At 58.2% G+C, this 16,951-nt stretch carries 17 protein-coding genes; 7 read left to right on the top strand and 10 right to left on the bottom strand.

All coding sequences use genetic code 11. The features are described from left to right. Positions 1-83: 83 nt before the first annotated feature. The 4 genes from AB8804_RS15190 to AB8804_RS15175 form a co-directional block, all read right to left on the bottom strand. Positions 84-2,468, bottom strand: coding sequence for a membrane-bound PQQ-dependent dehydrogenase, glucose/quinate/shikimate family (locus AB8804_RS15190; protein ID WP_371187546.1), 2,385 nt, complete (start codon positions 2,466-2,468; stop codon positions 84-86). 264 nt (positions 2,469-2,732) lie between these two features. After that, entirely contained in the window at positions 2,733-3,656 is a 924-nt protein-coding gene (locus AB8804_RS15185) for a LysR substrate-binding domain-containing protein (protein ID WP_371187544.1), read from the bottom strand. A gap of 169 nt (positions 3,657-3,825) precedes the next feature. Further along, positions 3,826-4,710 (bottom strand): SDR family oxidoreductase, encoded by an 885-nt coding sequence (locus tag AB8804_RS15180; protein ID WP_371187542.1) that lies wholly within the window; start codon positions 4,708-4,710, stop codon positions 3,826-3,828. Between the two features lie 72 nt (positions 4,711-4,782). After that, the gene (locus tag AB8804_RS15175) at positions 4,783-5,172 is read right to left on the bottom strand and encodes a YdeI family stress tolerance OB fold protein (RefSeq protein WP_371187540.1); all 390 of its coding nucleotides are present in this window, start codon (positions 5,170-5,172) and stop codon (positions 4,783-4,785) included. Between the two features lie 139 nt (positions 5,173-5,311). On the opposite strand from AB8804_RS15175, the gene AB8804_RS15170 reads away from it, so the two are divergent. The 3 genes from AB8804_RS15170 to AB8804_RS15160 are packed head-to-tail and all read left to right on the top strand — an operon-like array spanning position 5,312 to position 6,807. Beyond that, positions 5,312-5,815 (top strand): hypothetical protein, encoded by a 504-nt coding sequence (locus AB8804_RS15170; RefSeq protein WP_371187538.1) that lies wholly within the window; start codon positions 5,312-5,314, stop codon positions 5,813-5,815. A gap of 9 nt (positions 5,816-5,824) precedes the next feature. Continuing rightward, a complete protein-coding gene (locus AB8804_RS15165; protein WP_371187536.1) occupies positions 5,825-6,283 on the top strand; it encodes a DUF421 domain-containing protein in 459 nt (152 codons plus the stop codon). Beyond that, the gene (locus tag AB8804_RS15160; RefSeq protein ID WP_371187534.1) at positions 6,283-6,807 is read left to right on the top strand and encodes a 2-oxo-tetronate isomerase; all 525 of its coding nucleotides are present in this window, start codon (positions 6,283-6,285) and stop codon (positions 6,805-6,807) included. The genes AB8804_RS15165 and AB8804_RS15160 overlap by 1 nt, the downstream gene beginning before the upstream one ends. On the opposite strand, the gene cydB is transcribed toward AB8804_RS15160, so the two are convergent. The 5 genes from cydB to AB8804_RS15135 all read right to left on the bottom strand — a co-directional run bounded on the left by cydB (position 6,801) and on the right by AB8804_RS15135 (position 10,652). Next, positions 6,801-7,811 (bottom strand): cytochrome d ubiquinol oxidase subunit II, encoded by a 1,011-nt coding sequence (gene cydB / locus AB8804_RS15155; RefSeq protein ID WP_371187532.1) that lies wholly within the window; start codon positions 7,809-7,811, stop codon positions 6,801-6,803. The genes AB8804_RS15160 and cydB overlap by 7 nt on opposite strands. Further along, complete coding sequence (locus AB8804_RS15150) at positions 7,811-9,214, bottom strand: cytochrome ubiquinol oxidase subunit I (protein WP_371187530.1); 1,404 nt, start codon at positions 9,212-9,214, stop codon at positions 7,811-7,813. The genes cydB and AB8804_RS15150 overlap by 1 nt, the downstream gene beginning before the upstream one ends. A gap of 26 nt (positions 9,215-9,240) precedes the next feature. Beyond that, the gene (locus AB8804_RS15145; protein ID WP_371187528.1) at positions 9,241-9,747 is read right to left on the bottom strand and encodes a ferritin-like domain-containing protein; all 507 of its coding nucleotides are present in this window, start codon (positions 9,745-9,747) and stop codon (positions 9,241-9,243) included. Positions 9,748-9,882: 135 nt separating this feature from the next. Further along, on the bottom strand, positions 9,883-10,377 hold the full coding sequence (locus AB8804_RS15140; protein ID WP_371187526.1) for a ferritin-like domain-containing protein: 495 nt from the start codon (positions 10,375-10,377) through the stop codon (positions 9,883-9,885). Between the two features lie 89 nt (positions 10,378-10,466). After that, on the bottom strand, positions 10,467-10,652 hold the full coding sequence (locus AB8804_RS15135; RefSeq protein WP_371187524.1) for a general stress protein: 186 nt from the start codon (positions 10,650-10,652) through the stop codon (positions 10,467-10,469). A gap of 449 nt (positions 10,653-11,101) precedes the next feature. Here AB8804_RS15135 and AB8804_RS15130 point away from each other — a divergent pair, with 449 nt between their 5' ends. Together AB8804_RS15130 and AB8804_RS15125 are read left to right on the top strand one after the other, a co-directional pair. Continuing rightward, complete coding sequence (locus AB8804_RS15130; RefSeq protein WP_371187522.1) at positions 11,102-12,445, top strand: VOC family protein; 1,344 nt, start codon at positions 11,102-11,104, stop codon at positions 12,443-12,445. A 42-nt stretch (positions 12,446-12,487) separates the two neighbouring features. Further along, a complete protein-coding gene (locus AB8804_RS15125; RefSeq protein ID WP_371187520.1) occupies positions 12,488-13,993 on the top strand; it encodes a carboxylesterase/lipase family protein in 1,506 nt (501 codons plus the stop codon). Here the strand turns inward: AB8804_RS15125 and AB8804_RS15120 are convergent. Next, a complete protein-coding gene (locus AB8804_RS15120; protein WP_371187518.1) occupies positions 13,980-14,822 on the bottom strand; it encodes a LysR family transcriptional regulator in 843 nt (280 codons plus the stop codon). The two genes, AB8804_RS15125 and AB8804_RS15120, sit on opposite strands and share 14 nt — an antisense overlap. Before the next feature lie 114 nt (positions 14,823-14,936). Here AB8804_RS15120 and AB8804_RS15115 point away from each other — a divergent pair, with 114 nt between their 5' ends. Next, positions 14,937-16,106 carry a pyridoxal phosphate-dependent aminotransferase gene (locus AB8804_RS15115; RefSeq protein WP_371187516.1) on the top strand — a complete coding sequence of 390 codons (1,170 nt, stop codon included), beginning with the start codon at positions 14,937-14,939 and terminating at the stop codon, positions 16,104-16,106. A 10-nt stretch (positions 16,107-16,116) separates the two neighbouring features. Then, complete coding sequence (locus AB8804_RS15110; RefSeq protein ID WP_371187514.1) at positions 16,117-16,890, top strand: transporter substrate-binding domain-containing protein; 774 nt, start codon at positions 16,117-16,119, stop codon at positions 16,888-16,890. The last annotated feature ends 61 nt before the right edge of the window (positions 16,891-16,951 follow it).

Raw genomic sequence — 16,951 nt, 5'->3', positions numbered from 1 at the left:
GGGTGGCGCTTCGCTTACCCGACCTACAAAAAAGGGTGGAGCGCCACCGGGCTAAAAAAAGGGACCTTTCGGTCCCTTTTGCTTTATTTCTTATCCGGTAACGCGTACGCGATGATGTAATCACCGCGATCCGGCGACTGGCGCGCGCCGCCGGCGTTGATGATGATGTACTGCTTGCCGGTTTTCGGCGAAACGTAGGTCATCGGGCCGGACTGGCTGCCCACCGGCAGGCGGTTTTTCCAGATCTCTTTCCCGGTCGCGGTATCAAACGCGCGCAGGTAGAAGTCCTGGGTGCCCGCGAAGAACAGCAGGCCGGACTGCGTCGAGAGCGACGCGCCGAGGGTTGGCATGCCGATTGGGATTGGCATGTGCATGCGGATCCCCAGCGGGCCGGTGTCCTCAACGGTGCCGACCGGAACCTGCCACACCAGCTTGCCGGACTTCAGGTCAACCGCCGACATCGTGCCAAACGGCGGCTTCTGGCACGGAATGCCCAGCGGCGACAGGAAGCGCTCGCGCATGGCGCCGAACGGCGTTCCGTCCATCGGCACAATGCCCATCTCAATGCCGCTGGCGTCTTTCGCCACGTTAGCGCGCGGCACCATGTAGTTTGCCAGCCCCAGGCGCATGTCGTTCACGAACATCAGGCCGTTGTTCGGATCAACCGACACGCTGCCCCAGTTCATCCCGCCCAGAGAGCCCGGGAACTGCAGCGAGCGGTCGACGCCCGGCGGAGTGAAGACGCCCTGATGGCGCATCTCTTTAAACTGAATGCGGCACAGCAGCAGATCGACAGGCGTCGCGCCCCACATGTCGGATTCGGTCAGCGTCTGGTTGCCGATCATCGGCATGCCGACGGAGTACGGCTGGGTAGGGGAATAGCGCTCGCCTTCGACGTTACCGGCGGGAACGGGGCGCTCTTCCACTTTCGCCACGGGCTTGCCGGTTTCGCGGTTGAGCATGAAGATCATGCCCTGCTTGCTGGTCTGAACCAGCACCGGCGTAGTGCCACCTTTACCGTCTGGCAGATCGTACAGCAGCGGCTGGGACGGCAGGTCGAAGTCCCACAGGTCGTGGTGCGTCGTCTGGAAGTGCCAGCGCACTTTGCCGGTAGTGGCATCGACCGCCACCACGGAGGAGCTGTATTTATCGTCCAGCGCGGTGCGTTCACCGGCCCAGAAGTCAGGCGTGGCGTTACCGGTCGGGAGATAGATCAGGTTCAGCTTCGCGTCGTAAGACATGGCCGACCAGACGTTTGGCGTCCCGCGCGTATAGGTTTGCCCTTCCGGCGGCAGGCCGGTCAGGTTCGGGTTGCCCGGATCCCACGCCCATGCCAGCTTCCCGGTGTGAACGTCGTAGGCGCGAACCACGCCCGGCGGTTCGCCGGTAGAGAAGTTATCCGCCACGCGTCCGCCGACCACCACCACGTTGCCCGCCACCAGCGGCGTTGAGGTCTGCTGGTAGTAGCCAGGCTTGATTTCACCCATCCCGACGCTCAGGTCGACGATGCCGCGATCGCCAAAGTCTTCGCAGACTTTGCCGTTGTCGGCATTAATGGCAATCAGGCGCGCATCGGTCGTCGGCAGGAACAGGCGGCGCGGGCAGGCCGCTGGCTGCGCATTTTTCTGTGACGTTGTCACGTTTTGATGCTCTTTAAAATAGCCCAGACCGCGGCAGCGCTGCCAGTTTGGCGCGGTGGCTTTTGAATCGTAACGCCATTTCTCTTTGCCGGAATCCACGTCCAGCGCCAGCACCTTGCTGTATGGCGTGCACACGAAAAGCGTGTCGCCGATCTGCAGCGGCGTGTTTTGATCTTCCGCGCCGGAGCCGTTGCTCTGCGGAATGTCGCCCGTGTGCGCAACCCAGGCAACCTTCAGGTCATTCACGTTCTGCTTGTTAATCTGGTCGAGCGCGGCGAAGCGATCGCCGTGGGTGGTGTTGCCCCAGTGCTCCCAGTTCTTTTGCTCTTCGCCGGGGGCAACGGGCTTAACCGGAACCGCTTCGTTGGCCGCAACCAGGGTCTGCGGCTTAAACATCCAGCCCAGGCTTGCCAGCATGGCGACCGCCAGCACGGCCGCGATCCCGAACGCCGGAGCTTTAGCAACCGGCGTGCCGCGCTGCGCTGCGCGCAGGTAAGGCCAGACGACGGCACACAGGAACGCCATCACCGCAAGGGTGAACAGGCGCGAGAAGAGCGGCCAGAAGTCCCAGCCCGCGTCGCTCACCGCCCAGAACAGCGAGGCGATAAACGCCACGGCGTAAAGCACAATCCCGCTGGTGCGGTTGATGAAAATCAGGACGGCGGCGACCACCATCACGATGCCGACGATCAGGAAGTACCAGCTTCCGCCTACGGTGGCGAGCTTAAGCCCCAATCCACCCACTGCCAGACCGACGATTGCCATCAGTCCGGCAAGGAGCCACTGAAGGATCCGAGGGACCCCGCGCGGCGCACTGCCATTAGCCATTTCTGTCTCCTTAAACTCACGTCTTTTCCGGTCCGTGCGGTGTGTACCAAATGGATAAATCATGACGAGAGAAGTAGTGTTATATGCCGAATTACTGCGTTAAATTCACCTTTATGGGTATCAATGCGAACCATATGGTGAATGCGGGTATCATAAAACTGTTAAATTGTTTTGCGCAATTGTTAATAGATGATTTCGCATTAATTGATTAGGGCATAAGACAGACCCCTCGCCCCGTTGGGGGGAGGGGGAGAATGAGGGGATTCAGGCGGGCATGGACTTGCGGATGGCGCTGAGCAGGGCCTGCGCGCCCGACGAGAGCGGCGCATCCACGCGCGTGAGAATGCCGATCGGTTCGCCGGCTCCGGGCGAAGCCACGGGAAGCGCCGTCAGCGTGCCGTGGCGCAGGTCGTCTTTTACCGCGCCGGACGGGACGAACCAGACGTAGTCATAATCGACGGTGAGCTGGCGAGAAAGGGAGGCCGACAGCGTTTCGATGCAGCCGGACGGCAGCGTGCAGCCCTGAAGCTGCAATAGCGCCTCCGCATTTTCCCGCGGCACGGTGCCTTTTGGCGATACCACCACCGGCCACTCCATCACGCGGCTCAGGGTCACTGTGTCGTGAAGCAGCGGGTGGTTAGGGCGTACAACCAGCTTGAGCGATTCGAGAAACAGCAGCTCGTAGTTGAGGCCGGTCATCAGCTCCGGGTCGGACATGCGCCCGATCCCCAGATCCAGCTCGCCAGACTTCAGGCCCGCCAGCAGCATGGTGTTGTTCATGGTGGCGACCTGCAGGGTGGTCTCTTTTTGCTGCTTGTGGAACTGGCCGATAACCGCCGGAAGGATCCCCAGCGCCGCCGTCGGCAGCGCGCCGATGCGAACAATGTCGTTCGCCTGCGGCTCTTTGCGGTTCAGCGCCTGTCCCGCCGTGTTTAGCGCGTCGAGCACTTTCACCGCGTGGGTCAGGAACTGCTCGCCGACGAGCGTAAGCTGCGCGCCGAGGCGCCCGCGGTCAAACAGGCGGGTGCCGGTAAGCTGCTCCAGCTCGTTGAGGGTTTTGGAGAGCGCAGGCTGGCTCAGATTAAGAGTTTCAGCCGCGCGCCCCAGCGTTCCCTGTTGAGCGACGGCCACAAAAGTATGCAAATGGCGCAAGCGTATGCGCTGACTAAACAGACCATTTTTTTCCATAGGCGATGTTAAAAACAGAGCGAGGCAGGTGGCAAGTGAAGTTGTTTAAATTTGATAACTTGGTTGCAAAATATTTTTAACATTTGATCTGTTTGAGTTACAACGTTTTTTCGCGAGGGGCGCAGCGCTGAACATCCCTGTTCAGTATCGCTGGGGGAGCGTCAGAAGCTTAGAGCACGCCGTCGCCACCGTCTGAACACCAGACCTGCCCGGAGGTAAACGAGCATTCATCCGACGCCAGGGTCACGTACAGCGGCGCAATCTCAACGGGCTGGCCGGGGCGGCCAAGGGGGGAGTCTTCCCCAAAATGCTTAACCTTTTCCTGAGGCTGCCCACCGCTGGGCTGCAGCACCGTCCAGTATGGGCCGGGGGCCACTGCGTTCACGCGGATGCCCTTAGGGCCGAGCTGTTTTGCGAGCGCTTTGGTAAAGACGGCAAGACAGGCTTTCGTCTGTGCATAGTCCAGCAGCACCGGGCTGGGTTTCACCGCCTGCACGGAGGAGGTGTTGATGATGGATGCCGGAGATTTCATGTGGCGCAGCGCGGCCTTTGTGATCCAGAAGGGCGCATAGACGTTGGTTTTGAAGGTGGCGTCGAAATCTTCGGTCGTCAGCTCTTCCAGCGACTCGCAGTACTGCTGGCGGCCAGCGTTATTGACCAAAATATCCAGGCCGCCCAGCTTCTGAACGGCATCTTCTACGAGGTTTACGCAGAAGGATTCGTCGCAAACGTCGCCTGGTAGGGCAATCGCCTTTTTGCCCTCGGCTTTAATCAGGGCTATAACCTCGGCGGCATCCTGTTCTTCTTCAGGAAGATAGTTGATCGCCACGTCCGCGCCTTCACGCGCATACGCAATGGCCACCGCACGGCCAATGCCCGAATCCCCGCCCGTAATCAGCGCCTTTTTCCCGGCAAGTCGGCCGTGCCCCTGATAGCGCGTCTCGCCGTGATCGGGTACAGGCTGCATTTCAGACGCCAGGCCAGGCGGCGTTTGCGGTTGCTCAGGGAAGGGCGGCGTGGGGAAAGCGTGGCGAGGCTGAGAGTTATCACTCATTGCTGGCTCCTTACAGGTTAGGAGAGGAATTTAGTCATTTGGTTCAGAACTGCAGCGGAACGTTAAGCTGAGCTATTTTTGCAGGCGGTCGACCCGAACCACGGGCGGTGATGATTTTTTATCCAGCGAGCCGTTGATGCTGATCATCTGGTCTGGCTTCACCGTGCGATCGTCAAATACGGCCTTCGGAATAATCACGTCAATTTTCCCGGTTTTATCCTGGAAGACATATTTATCACCGCTGCCATCAATAAGATTCCCGCGCAGCGAAATCGTGGCGCCGTCATGCAGGGTTTTTGCCTGGTTAATCGTCATAATACGGGCATCGTCAGTTCCGCGATATCCATCGTCAAGAGCGTGGGGAGGAGGCGGAGCATCACCCTTTTGTAATCCCGCGTTATTATCGGCCCAGGCGCACGGCATTAAAAATATCAATAAAGCTGAAATAACTGGTAATTTCATCTGATGTCCTTCCTTTGTGATGGCTTGACTTATTAAGTATTGTTGCTATCTCTTTATGTGGCAAATGTGATAAGTCCTAAAAGCATTTGCTTATAGAAAACAGAGGGTTCTAAGAATAAGCGAAACGGTGATGGTAGCCATGAGTCGTAAAAAAGATAAGGTGCCAGGGATAAAAGAAAGTGCTGGTTTATTGTCGTTTGAATATGTGTTCCGCCAGGTGGGCTTTATTGTCTTAATGGCTATTATTATCGCTGCGATTGCAGGATTGTTTTCAAAAGGAATAATAAGCGATAGCCAAAAAACAAACTCGGCGCAATCGCTCACCGTCAGCTACGAGCGATTTGGCCGCAGGGAAACCGAGTTTCCGGTCCAAATGTCATTTCCGGTGAAGACCGCTGGGGAATATGTCCTCAGCCTGACGAGCGAGGCGAGCGATGCCTATGAGCCGGGCAGCGTTTGGCCGCAGCCCGACCGCATGTTCAGCCGGGGTAACACCTTCTATTTCGTCTATCAGGACCTGAAGGCGAGCGAGAAATTCACCGTTCTGCTCTATTTAACGCCTTCACAGGCCGGCCGCCTGGACAATGTTATCCGCCTTAACCACGAGCCGGACGTTCGCTTCTGGCAGTTTATCTACCCCTAGGAGAAGAATATGGATATGGTCTTTCGCGCCCTTGCAATCTATCTCTTTTTGGTCGTGGTATTTAAAGTGGCCGGACGACGCGCGCTGCTGCAAATGACAAGCTTCGATCTGATCCTCCTGCTGATTATCAGCGAGGCAACGCAGCAGGCGCTGCTGGGGCAAGATTTCTCGGTGACCGGCGCGATGATTACGATAACGACATTAATCGTGGCGGATATTCTTTTCGGCCTGATGAAAAAATATTTCGCGCCCGTTGAAAATATCCTTGACGGTACGCCGGTTATTTTAGTTGAAGACGGCGTGCCGCTCGCCGATAAGCTCAGAAAGGTGGATGTCTCCTGTGACGATATTCTGGTTTCTGCCCGGCAGAATAACGGAATAACCGACCTGCACAAGATTAAATATGCCATTCTGGAGCGCAACGGCCATATTTCAATCATTCCATATGAAAATCAGGAGGCATCCTAATGCGTAATTTACTCCACGATAATGGCGAAACGACGGGGGAGCTAACCAAAAAGCTGGCGAGCAAGCTGACGGACCTGGGGCTGCGCGTCACTACGGCAGAATCCTGCACCGGCGGAAAGCTGGCCGTTGCGCTCTGTGCTGAGGGAAATACGGCAGAATTTTACGACGTGGGGCTGGTGGTATTCAGCGATTCGGCAAAGGAAAAACTGCTTGGCGTTCAGCGTGAAACGCTTGAGCGTTTTACGGCGGTGAGTGAACAAACGGTCGGCGAAATGGCCAGCTGCGCGCGCAACATCGCGCAGGCGGACATCGGCATTGCCACCAGCGGATATGCGGGGCCGGAGGGGGGAGAAGACGGCACCCCAGCGGGCACCGTCTGCTTCGGGTGGGATATTGAGGGCAGGGTTGAAACCCGCACCGTGCTCTTCTCCGGCGAGTGCCAGGACGTGGTGGAAAAGGCCGTGCGCTATTCGCTGTCTCAGCTGATCGAATTCCTCTCTGCCCGCCGCGCTGCGCCTCAGTGATACCCTTCGGTATCCGAGACTTTGCCCCGAAAGACGTAGTAGCTCCAGGCGGTGTACACCAGAATCACCGGGATAATCAGCAGCGTGCCGACCAGCATAAAGAGCTGGCTTGCCGGCGGCGCCGCGGCCTCCCAGAGGGTAATGCGCGGCGGTATAATATGCGGCCAGAGGCTGATGCCCAGGCCGCTAAAGCCGAGGAAAATCAGCCCCAGCGTCAGCAGAAACGGCCGCGCATGGCTGTGCGGATTGCGCGTCAGCCGCCAGATCCACACGCTAAACACCGCCACCAGCAGCGGAACGGGCGCGAACCAGAAGAAGTTGGGCAGGGTAAACCAGCGTTCTGCGACATACTGCCAGCCGAGCGGCGTCCAGATGCTCACCACCGCAATGACCCCTATTAGCGCCAGAAGCACGTGACGGGTCAACTCGCGCATGCGGCCCTGCAGTGCGCCTTCGCTTTTCATGATGAGCCAGGTTGTCGCCAGCAGGGTATAGGCGACAATCAGCCCCAGACCGCAGAAGAGATTAAACGGCGTCAGCCAGTCGAGCGCAGAGCCGACAAACCGCCGTCCTTCCACGTCAAAGCCGTTAATCATCGCGCCCACCACGATCCCCTGGCTAAAGGTGGCGAGCAGCGAGCCGCCGGCAAACGAATAATCCCAGAATTTGCGGTGCGACGGCGTGGCCTTAAAGCGAAATTCGAACGCCACGCCGCGGAAAATGAGCCCGATCAGCATGGCGGTAAGGGGGATGGTTAGCGCGTCGACAATCACCGCATAGGCCAGCGGAAAGGCGCCGAACAGCCCCGCGCCGCCGAGCACCAGCCAGGTTTCGTTGCCGTCCCAGACCGGGGCCACGCTGTTGACCATCACGTCGCGATCTTTGGCATTTCCCACGAAGCTGAACAGCATGCCGATGCCTAAATCAAAGCCGTCCATGATGATATACATCAGCGTGGCGAAGACGATAATGGCAAACCAGATAACCGAGATATCAACGCCCATCAGCTTCTCTCCTCTTCAGGAACAGGCTCAGCGGCAGAGAGGGGACGGGCCGGGGTGCCCGCCGTTTTTGAGGTCAGCGTCCCGACGGGCTGTGGCCCTTTTTTAATCAGGCGGACGAGATAGACGTAGCCGACGCCGAACACCGAGCAGTAGACCACGATAAAGGCCACCAGGCTGATGCTCATCTGCAGCGTGCTGTGCAGGGACACCGCGTCGATGGTGCGCAGATAGCCGTAGACCACCCACGGCTGACGGCCCACTTCGGTGGTGACCCAGCCTGCCAGAAGCGCCAGCAGCCCGGCTGGCCCCATGCAGAGCGCAAACCAGTGGAACGGGCGCGACTGATAAAGCCGGTGCCGATAGCGCAGCCAGACGCTCAGCGCGCCGAGGGCAATCATCAGCAGCCCCATGCCGACCATAATGCGGAACGACCAGAAAACGATGGGCGAATTTGGGCGGTCTTCTTTCGCAAAGTCTTTTAGCGCCGGGACCTGTTTATCCAGGCTATGGGTCAGGATAAGGCTGCCGAGCGCGGGTATTTCCAGGCCGTATTTGGTGCGCTCCTCGTCCATATCCGGCAGGCCGAACAGCAGCAGCGGGGTGGCTTCACCGGGCGCGTTCTCCCAGTGCCCCTCGATGGCGGCGATTTTTGCAGGCTGGTGTTCAAGCGTATTCAGGCCGTGCATGTCGCCGACCACCGCCTGGATAGGGGCGACCAGCAGCGCCATCCACATGGCCATGGAAAACATCTTGCGGATAGCGGGCGTATCGTTACCGCGCAGCAGGTGCCACGCCCCGGACGCGCCGACGAACAGGGCGCTGCTGAGGAACGCGGCGATGGACATGTGGATCAGACGATACGGGAACGAAGGGTTGAAAATGATCGCCAGCCAGTCCTCGGGGATCACCTGACCGTTATGTATGGAGAAGCCCTGCGGGGTGTGCATCCAGCTGTTCGACGCCAGTATCCAGAAGGTGGACATCAGCGTCCCCAGCGCCACCATGCAGGTCGCGAAGAAGTGAAGGCCGGGGCCAACCTTATTCCAGCCAAAGAGCATTACGCCCAAAAAACCGGCTTCAAGGAAAAATGCGGTGAGAACTTCGTAGGTGAGCAGGGGGCCGGTAATGCTCCCGGCGAACTGGGAAAAGCCGCTCCAGTTGGTGCCAAACTGGTAGGCCATCACCAGCCCGGACACCACGCCCATGCCGAAGTTAACGGCGAAGATCTTGAGCCAGAAATGGTACAGCGAGCGCCAGACGTCGTTTTTGGTGCGCAGCCACATGCCTTCGAGCACCACCAGATAGCTGGCGAGCCCGATGGTGATCGCGGGAAAAAGAATGTGGAAAGAGACGGTAAAGGCGAACTGAATTCTGGCCAGATGAAACGCGTCGAGTTCGAACATGGGCCATGCCTCATAAAAGGGAACGACTATTTTTTCGCTTCAACGCCGTCCGCGTCGGAACGCAGCAGAAACTGCTCCGTCGTCTGCGGAATATGGCGGATCAGCCAGTCGGCCATTTCGCGCTCTTCCGCCAGGATGGTTTCAATCGCGGGGATGGACGCGGTATCGCCCGCTTTTTCAGCGGCCGCCAGCAGGGAGGTGTAGCAGGCAATTTCGAACTGCTCGAAAACGTATCCGCTAATAGAGCCTTTGACGATTTCATCTGAGGGGAACATGCCGCCGATGGACTGGCCGAGCGCCGCCATTTTGCTCATGGAATCTTTTAAAACTGAACGCGAAATATCATTGCGATCGAGAATTTCTTCCAGCAGGGTGATTTGGCGCTTCGTTTCGTTAACGTGTTGTTCGATGCGGGCGCGAAGGTCGGGATAGTTATCGATACGGCTGACCATCGACTCAAGCATGGATTCGGCCTGCTTTTCCATCGCATGGGCATCGCGTAGCCAGTCGTGATAGTGTTCTACGTGATTCATAGTCATTTCCTCAGAAGTTTCGTGTACTGGAATACGGAAGGGTTTGTAGAAATGTGCTTAATTATTACGCCGTTAAATGGCACCATTTAATTATCATGGGAATAATTAAAAATGTAATAAACCTGAATGAAAACGTTACTTTTGCGCTTTTAGATTAATATTGCCTACGGCAAGAACGGTGAGTTTAAGGTCGGTGTTTTTTTCCTCTTCAAGCGTTTCAGCAAGAAGCTTGACGGCTTTTTTATAGCCCAGCTGTTCGGCCAGAGTGGCAAGGGTGCCGTAGCTGGCGATTTCGTAGTGTTCGACTTTTTGCGCGGCGGCTATTAGTGCGGCATCACGAATTTCATTCTTTTCAGTACTTTCAACCACTTCATTCGCCTCTTCAATGAGGCCTTCCATTGCAACGCACTTCATACGTTTAATTTTAATGCCGGATTCCTGCTCTACAATTTGGTCAATACGTTCAATTTGACCGTGGGTTTCTTCCAGGTGGGCTGTAAACGCGGCGCTGAGTTTTTCACTTGATGCGGCGCGAGAAAGTTTACTTAATGCGCGCGTAAGCTGTTTCTCAGCGCTGTAGGTGTCCGATAAAATATGAATAAATACGTCTTCAAGAGTTTTCATATTCATAGTTAAGTCCCTGATATAAGAAGAGATGACTGCGGACCGTTAGACCCGCAGTCTGCTTTTAGAAATAAATGCTTAAGACGTTGTTACGGTCAGGATTTATCAGACTTACGGCCTCCGCCGTGACTATTCTCTCCGCCTTTTTTACCTGCTTCAGATGCGCGTTGTGGATCGTCTTTAAAACTCCCGCCGCTGTGTTGACCGCCTTTACGTCCGGCGTCAGATGCTTTTTCACGATCCTGCTCGAAATTACCGGAACCACCACGATGCTCTGCCATATAAAACCTCATATATTGGTTATGTCAGTAAGATACGAAAATAAATCGTATCCGTCGCCGTTCGATTTATAACTGTAGTTGGATATGGCTATCAGTCAAATGACGACTGCAAACCCGCGCTTCGTTATTTAATTATTTTCCTCAGTGGCGTTTCGCTGTGGCGAATATTTTTTCTGACAAAAACTCGTTAAGTTGGTCTTCTTTATCTTGTTTTTGGAAATAATGATTTTGCAACAATTTTTAATAAGACAGATTATTCTGATTAAAAGCATCATAAATAAATTTAGTTGGGGGCGAGTAAAGCGAACCCGTAAAAGTAAAGAGCCAGACTGCACAACCCGTACAGGGCTTGACCACTTTTGTCCTAAGATCACAATTTGTAAATTCTTCCCGCCGGAAGGAACGACGTTCTCTACACTCCAGGTAGTATTCACTGGAGGCATGACATCATGGCGAACACCATCACGGCTGATGATATTCGGGAACATTTTTCGCAGGCTATGTCGGCGATGTACCAGCAGGAAGTTCCGCAGTACGGCACCCTATTGGAGCTGGTGGCCGACGTAAACCTGGCGATTCTGGAAAATAATCCGCTTTTACATGAACAGCTGGCGAACGCCGACGAGCTGGCGCGCCTCAACGTGGAGCGGCACGGAGCGATCCGCGTGGGAACCGCGCTGGAGCTCTCCACGCTGCGCCGGATGTTTGCCATCATGGGCATGTACCCGGTCAGCTATTACGATCTCTCGCAGGCGGGCGTTCCCGTTCACTCCACGGCGTTTCGTCCCGTCGACGATGCGGCGCTCTGCCGTAATCCGTTTCGCATCTTCACTTCGCTGCTGCGCCTTGAGCTGATTGAAAACGCCGCGCTGCGCGAGCGGGCGGCGGCGATCCTGTCCCGTCGACATATTTTTACCCCGCGCTGCCTTGAGCTTCTCGACCTGCATGACGCGGCGGGGGCGTTTACCGAGGCGCAGGCGCGCGAATTTGTTAAGGAGGCGCTGGAAACCTTCCGCTGGCACCGGCACGCGACCGTGGACCAGGAAACCTATCTGGCGCTAAGCAACGAGCATCGCCTGATCGCCGACGTGGTGTGCTTCCCGGGCTGCCACATTAACCACCTGACGCCGCGCACGCTGGACATTGACCGGGTGCAGGAGCTGATGCCGAAATACGGCATCGAACCCAAGATCCTGATTGAAGGGCCGCCGCGCCGCGAGGTGCCGATCCTGCTGCGCCAGACCAGCTTCAAGGCGCTGGAGGAGCCGGTGCTTTTTGCGGGCGAGCATAAGGGAACGCATACCGCGCGCTTCGGTGAAATTGAGCAGCGCGGGGTGGCGCTCACGCCGAAAGGGCGCGCGCTGTACGACAGCCTGCTGGGGCAGGCGGGAACGGGCAAAGATAACCTTACGCACCAGCTTCATCTGCGCGAGGTATTTAGCGCCTTCCCGGACAGCGAAATGTTTCTGCGTCGTCAGGGGCTGGCCTATTTTCGCTACCGCCTGACGCCTGCGGGTGAAGCGCACCGCCATGCGTTTCGCGCGGGCGACGATCCGCAGCCGCTCATCGAGCGCGGGTGGGTTATCGCCCAGCCGATCACCTACGAGGACTTTCTGCCCGTCAGCGCGGCGGGGATTTTCCAGTCCAACCTGGGCAACGAAACCCAGGCGCGCAGCCACGGCAACGCCAGCCGTGACGCGTTCGAAGCGGCGCTCGGTAGCCCGGTGCTGGACGAATTTACGCTCTATCAGGAGGCGGAAGCGCGCAGTAAACAGCGTTGCGGTTTGCTCTGAAACCGTTACTCTGCTGGGGTGTGATGGAAAAAGAAGGTCGTTATGCAGAATCCCTCCGCCCCTGTGGTTGAAACGCGCCAGGGCGCACTGATTGGTTTTACCGATAAAAATGTCCACGCCTGGTGCGGCATACCTTATGCTGCGCCGCCCGTGGGCGAGTGGCGCTGGCGATCGCCGCGTCCGCCGGAGGCCTGGGAAGGCGTGCGGCAGGCCACGGCGTTCTCACCGTCGAGCTGGCAAAGCCGTGACTACTGTGAAGATCTCGGCGGCGGCGATCCGGGGCAGTTCTCCGAGGATTGCCTGTACCTCAACGTCTGGTCGCCAGCGAACCGCCCGGCTCCGCTTCCGGTGATGGTCTGGCTTCACGGCGGGGGCTTTACGCTCGGCGCGGGCGGGCTGCCGCCGTACAACGGCCGGGCGCTGGCGCAGCGCGGCGTGGTGGTTGTCACCCTCAACTATCGTCTTGGCCATCTCGGCTTTTTCGCCCATCCGGCGCTGGAAGGAGAAGAAGACCGCGTGGTGCATAACTTTGCGCTACTCGACCAAATCGCCGCGCTGAACTGGGTGCGGGACAATATTTCGGCCTTCGGCGGCGACCCGAATAGCATCACGCTCTTTGGCGAATCGGCGGGCGCGCGCAGCGTGCTGTCGCTGCTGGCCTCGCCGCTGGCAAAAGGCTTATTCCACAAGGCGATTATTCAGAGCGGCTATACCTTACCCGATACCCCGCGCAGCGCAGCGCTGCAAAAAGGAGAGGCGATCGCCGCCCATTTTGGGCTGGAAAACGCCACCGCCGAGCAGCTGCGCGCGCTGCCTCCCGAGGCCTTCTGGCCGCTGACGTCACCGCTCAACATTGCGCCCGCGCCGATCGTCGGCGATTGCGTGCTGCCGGAGGCGATGCTTGACGTGTTTTTCGCCGCCCGCCAGCATCCCGTGCCGATGATGGTCGGATCGAACAGCGACGAAGCCAGCGTGATGGCGGTGTTCGGGGTCGATCTCGCCGGGCAAATTCAGAAGCTGCGCCGCGAAAGGCGGTTTGGCCTGGGGCTAATCAAGCTGCTCTATCCCGGCGTGAAGGGCGACGAGGAGCTGGGCAGGCAGGTCTGCCGCGATATGGCCTTCACCACGCTCGGATACGTGGTGATGCAGGCGCAGCAGCGCGCGGGCGGGCTTTGCTGGCGCTACTGGTTTGACTATGTCGCCGAAGCGGAGCACGCCACCTACGTCAACGGCGCCTGGCACGGCAACGAGGTGCCCTACGTGTTCGACACGCTGGGCGAGGTGGAACCTTCCCGGCAGTACGTTAACGAGCGCGATCTGACGTTTGCCGCCCAGGTGGCGGACTACTGGGTGAGTTTTGCGCGCGATGCGGGCGCTCGCGACAGCCTGCCGGGGCCGACACGCTGGCCCGCCTGCCGCAAGGGCCGAGACGTGCTGCTACGAATCGGCGTGAATAAACATGCAGGTTTCAGGCTGGAAAACCGCTTTATGCGCGCCCGCATGAGCCTGTTCAAGCGGGTGATGAAGCACCACGTCAGCCTCGATTAAGCAGGCAGTCGCGAAACGCCGACAGCCCGTTTTCGTCGTCCGGCGCGGCGCGGTAGACCAGCCGGTAGCTCGCCCCGGTCTGAATGCTTTGCGCATAAGGCCGCGCCAGCCGTCCGGCGCGGACGTCTTCTTCCACCAGAGTCTCGTCCGCAATGGCGACGCCCAGCCCCTGGATCGCGGCGGTGATGGCGAGGTCCATGGTGTCGAAGTGTTGATTTTTATGCATGGCAAGCGCCGGCTGAGGCTGGTTTGCCAGCCAGAGCGACCAGTCGGTTTTATCCCGCGTGGGGTGCAGCAGCGTCATGGAACCCAGCGGTACGCCCGCGCGCAGCGGGCTTATCACCGGGGTTAACGCCTCTTCAAACAGCAGATCGCCCGCGCTCATGTGGGTGCCAAAAACGATGGCCGCGTCGTAGGACTCCGTTTTGAAATTGACGTGATGATCGGTCGTGGTGGTCAACGCAATTTGCAAATCCGGCTGTTCCCGCTCCACCTTCAGTAGCCGCGGCACCAGCCAGCGCACGGCGCAGGTCGGCGCCTTAAGCCGGATCACGGTTTGCTGCGCGCGCGCCTGTTCGGCGACGGTCAGCAGATGTTCAAAGGCGGACTGCAGCTCCGGAAGAAGGGCGCTTCCCTGGGAGGAGAGGCGTAGGCCGCGGGCGTGGCGCTCAAACAGCGGAAAGCCGAACCACGCCTCGAGCGCGGCGATTTTGCGGCTAACGGCGCCCTGCGTCAGGCACAGCTCTTTGGCCGCGTGGGTCAGGTTTAAATGCCGCGCCGTTTTTAAAAAGGCATCGACGGCATTCAGCGGGAACGAACGGCGTGACATGGTTTTCCCTCAGCTATGCGTTTTTATCATGGCTATTATGACAACAATTCGATTGTCCCGACAGCGGCGATGTTGTTTGAATAGTTATGCATTAGCCATGAGAAGGGACAGAGGATGACATTACGAACTCCGGTGCAAACCCGTTCAAAATTGCCCGACGTGGGCACCACTATTTTCACCGTTATCGGCCAGCTTTCTGCGCAGCATAACGCCATTAACCTTTCTCAGGGCGCACCCAATTTTTCCTGCGATCCTAAGCTGGTCGCCGGGGTGACGCGCGCCATGGAGGGAGGGCATAACCAGTACGCCGCGATGACCGGCCTTCAGCCGCTCAGGGAGCGTATCGCGGAGAAAATCGACGCGCTGTACGGGACGCGCTACGATCCCGCCAGCGAAGTGTTGATAACCGCCAGCGCCAGCGAGGGGCTTTATTCCGCCATCAGCGGGCTGGTGCATCCGGGCGATGAGGTAATTTATTTCGAACCCTCATTCGACAGCTATGCACCGATCGTGCGGCTGCAGGGGGCGACGCCCGTCGCCATTAAGCTGACGGTGCCGGACTTTGCGGTGAACTGGGACGAAGTGCGCGCCGCGATCACCCCGCGCACGCGGATGATCATCGTCAACACGCCGCATAACCCGAGCGGTCAGGTATTTTCTGCGAACGATCTCGAGCAGCTGGCGGCGCTGACCCGCAATACCGATATCATTATTTTGTCTGACGAAGTGTACGAGCACGTGGTGTTTGACGGCGAGCCGCACCACGGCATGGCGACGCACCCGCAGCTGGCGGAGCGCAGCGTCATTATTTCGTCGTTTGGCAAAACCTATCACGTGACCGGATGGCGGGTCGGCTACTGCGTTGCGCCCGCTGAGCTGATGGACGAAATCTGCAAGGTGCATCAATTTTTGATGTTTTCTGCCGATACTCCCATGCAGCACGCCTTTGCCGAGCACATGACCGACCCGCAGACCTGGCTGTCGCTGGCGGCGTTTTATCAGCGCAAGCGCGATCTGCTGCAAAGCCTGCTGGCCGACTCGCCGTTTACGCTGCTGCCGAGCGCCGGATCGTTCTTCCTGCTGGCGGACTACAGCCGTTTCAGCGATGAGAGCGACAGCGAGATGGTGAAGCGCCTAATTACCGAGTGCGGCGTTGCGACCATTCCGCTGTCTGCGTTTTACGCCGACGGGACGGATAACAAATTGATTCGCCTTTCGTTTGCCAAAGACGAGGCGACGTTACGGGCAGGTGCCCAGGCCCTGTGTCGGGTTAAACCACGCTGAGGAGTTTGAGATGAAATTACGCGCGTTAGCTGTTGGCATCGGTCTGCTGTGTTCGTTCTCGTCGTTTGCGGCCACCGAGCTGCGCTACGGCCTGGAAGCGGAGTATCCGCCGTTCGAGAGCCGCAATGCCTCCGGTGAGCTGGAAGGGTTCGACGTGGAGCTGGGCAACGCCATCTGCAAAGCCGCGGCGCTAAAGTGCAGCTGGGTTGAAACCTCGTTCGACGCCCTGATTCCGGGGCTGGTGGCGAAAAAATTCGATGCGATCAATTCCGCGATGAACATTACCGATCAGCGCCGCAAGAGCATCGATTTTACGCAGCCTATCTACCGCATTCCGTCCCAGCTGGTGGGGAAAGCCGGCACGGCGGTTGAGGCAACGCCGGAAGGCCTGATGGGCAAAACGATCGGCGTACTGCAGGGATCGATTCAGGAAACCTACGCTAAAGAGCACTGGGAAAAGCAGGGTGTCACCGTGGTGTCTTATAAAGATCAGAATATGGCGTGGGGTGACCTTCTGAACGGCCGCATCGACGCCTCGCTGGTGATGTCCGCGGCCGGGCAGGCCGGTTTCCTCAGCAAGCCGCAGGGGAAAGGGTTTGGCTTCATCGGCAAACCGGTGTCGGACGACACCATCCTCGGCAGCGGGATCGGCTTCGGGCTGCGCAAGGGTGACGACGCCACCAAAAAGCAGCTTGATGCCGCGATAGATAAAGTCCGTGCCGACGGCACGATAGCGAAGCTCGCTGATAAGTACTTCCCGGGTATCGATGTCAGCGTAAAATAACCACCTCGTTTTGCCCCGGCTGTGGATGTCCAGCCGGGGCATTTTTTTTTACATCACCTTA

Origin of the sequence: Enterobacter sp. KBR-315C3_2022 (assembly GCF_041399425.1) — a bacterium.
In the GTDB taxonomy this organism is placed as follows: domain Bacteria; phylum Pseudomonadota; class Gammaproteobacteria; order Enterobacterales; family Enterobacteriaceae; genus Enterobacter.
This window is presented reverse-complemented; position numbering and strand designations above follow the sequence as displayed.